The 1,282-nt window shown below is 49.1% G+C and carries 3 protein-coding genes and 1 pseudogene; 3 read left to right on the top strand and 1 reads right to left on the bottom strand.

Going from position 1 to position 1,282, the window contains the following annotated elements:
* Both ACKQAD_RS20220 and ACKQAD_RS20215 read left to right on the top strand, forming a co-directional pair.
* Positions 1-474 (top strand): RHS repeat-associated core domain-containing protein (locus ACKQAD_RS20220; protein ID WP_498044236.1); only part of this gene is annotated, 474 nt, incomplete at its 5' end.
* The gene (locus ACKQAD_RS20215) at positions 471-701 is read left to right on the top strand and encodes a hypothetical protein (protein ID WP_409161750.1); all 231 of its coding nucleotides are present in this window, start codon (positions 471-473) and stop codon (positions 699-701) included. The genes ACKQAD_RS20220 and ACKQAD_RS20215, both read left to right, overlap by 4 nt.
* Before the next feature lie 62 nt (positions 702-763).
* On the opposite strand, the gene ACKQAD_RS20210 is transcribed toward ACKQAD_RS20215, so the two are convergent.
* Complete coding sequence (locus ACKQAD_RS20210; RefSeq protein WP_409161749.1) at positions 764-943, bottom strand: SymE family type I addiction module toxin; 180 nt, start codon at positions 941-943, stop codon at positions 764-766.
* A 126-nt stretch (positions 944-1,069) separates the two neighbouring features.
* On the opposite strand from ACKQAD_RS20210, the pseudogene ACKQAD_RS20205 reads away from it, so the two are divergent.
* Positions 1,070-1,282, top strand: a pseudogene (locus tag ACKQAD_RS20205) (type IV secretion protein Rhs); the annotation flags it as partial.

The raw sequence follows: 1,282 nt of genomic DNA, 5'->3' as shown, positions 1-1,282 counted from the left end.
GGACAGTATTTGTCGCCGGACCCGATAGGGCTGGGTGGGGGGATAAGGCCTCAAGCATATGTTCATAATCCGCTGGAGTGGGTTGATCCGTTTGGCTTAAGTGGCTCTCCTGCTGAATTATTGAAGAGAAAAATGCGTGCGCTTGAGAAAGCGCAGAAAACATCAGTCAATGTAAGAGAATTGCCTGATGGACGTATCCGTTATTACGATAAGGAAGCACCAGCAAGGACAGCAGGACCTACTCGTGGCCGTTCCCATGTAACAGAGTGGAATCCAGCGAATGGTAATGTTAGAAGCTGGGAAGAGACTTATGATCATTCGGGCAAAGTTAATCGTGTTCATCCTAAAATGAGTAATGGGGAAGTTTTAGATAAACCACATTATCCACCGACAAAAGCAGATATTGATGCTGGAAAATCAACCCCCTCAGGTAAAGCTATAGATCAGAGTAAGCAATGTAAGGGGAAAAAATGAAGAAAGATCTGAAACGATTATTTCTTGATGGATTAGATTTCCTCTTGAAACAAGGCTATCAACCTTCAAGTATTGCTAGATATTCTTATGAATTTTATCTTGATTATGACATTGATGATGAAAAGTTAGAGTATGTGGTTGGTTATCTGAAAGGAATGGATGCAGGGCCTGAGTTTGAATTAACTGAAGATGAGTTGAATGAATTTATAAAGAATAACTTATCTTAATAATAATGCCGGAAGCGATCACCCGATCCTTCCGGCTATTTTATTTTTAGCGGCTTGTATTATTACGCCAACATAGTCTCCTGTTCTGCCCGAATGGTTATCTTACCGGGCAGCACGTCAATATTTAACGGCTGGCCGAGTAACCCGCTCTGGGTGAGCCAGTCGCCCGCCAGTGCCAGTTCATCGCCCGTTAACGTCAGTTCCGGCAGTTCACCGTGGTGGAAAGTGGTCTTGATGCTCATCGTGCGCCCTCCACGTTCAGGCCGCCGGGAAAGCGGTTAAGCCAGCTTGCGGCCGCACGTTCATCAAACGGCGCGATGCTGAGGGCTTGCAGGTTGCCCCAGAGTTCATGGATATCCTGCGTGGTAATGACAATGCAGCCGTTGCAGTTCAGCCACACGTCAGCGGGAGAAGAGCGGCGGCGCAGTAACGGCAGCGGGTTTTCACTGTGCCATGAATGGAGCCCGACGGGGCTGTTGCAGCGTCAGGCGCTGGAAGGGGCGGACGGCCGGGTGAATGACGTGCTGGAGCGCCGCGATGCGGGACGGCGGCGTCAGGCTCGGCTGTTTGGTTACGACAGC

The sequence above is a fragment of the Pectobacterium artocarpous genome (assembly GCF_046159765.1).
GTDB lineage: Bacteria > Pseudomonadota > Gammaproteobacteria > Enterobacterales > Enterobacteriaceae > Pectobacterium.
This window is presented reverse-complemented; position numbering and strand designations above follow the sequence as displayed.

Bases quoted from the DNA above. Each gene is read 5' to 3' on its own strand.
- ACKQAD_RS20215 (WP_409161750.1), top strand. From the start codon at position 471: ATGAAGAAAGATCTGAAACGATTATTTCTTGATGGATTAGATTTCCTC.
- ACKQAD_RS20210 (WP_409161749.1), bottom strand. From the start codon at position 943: ATGAGCATCAAGACCACTTTCCACCACGGTGAACTGCCGGAACTGACG.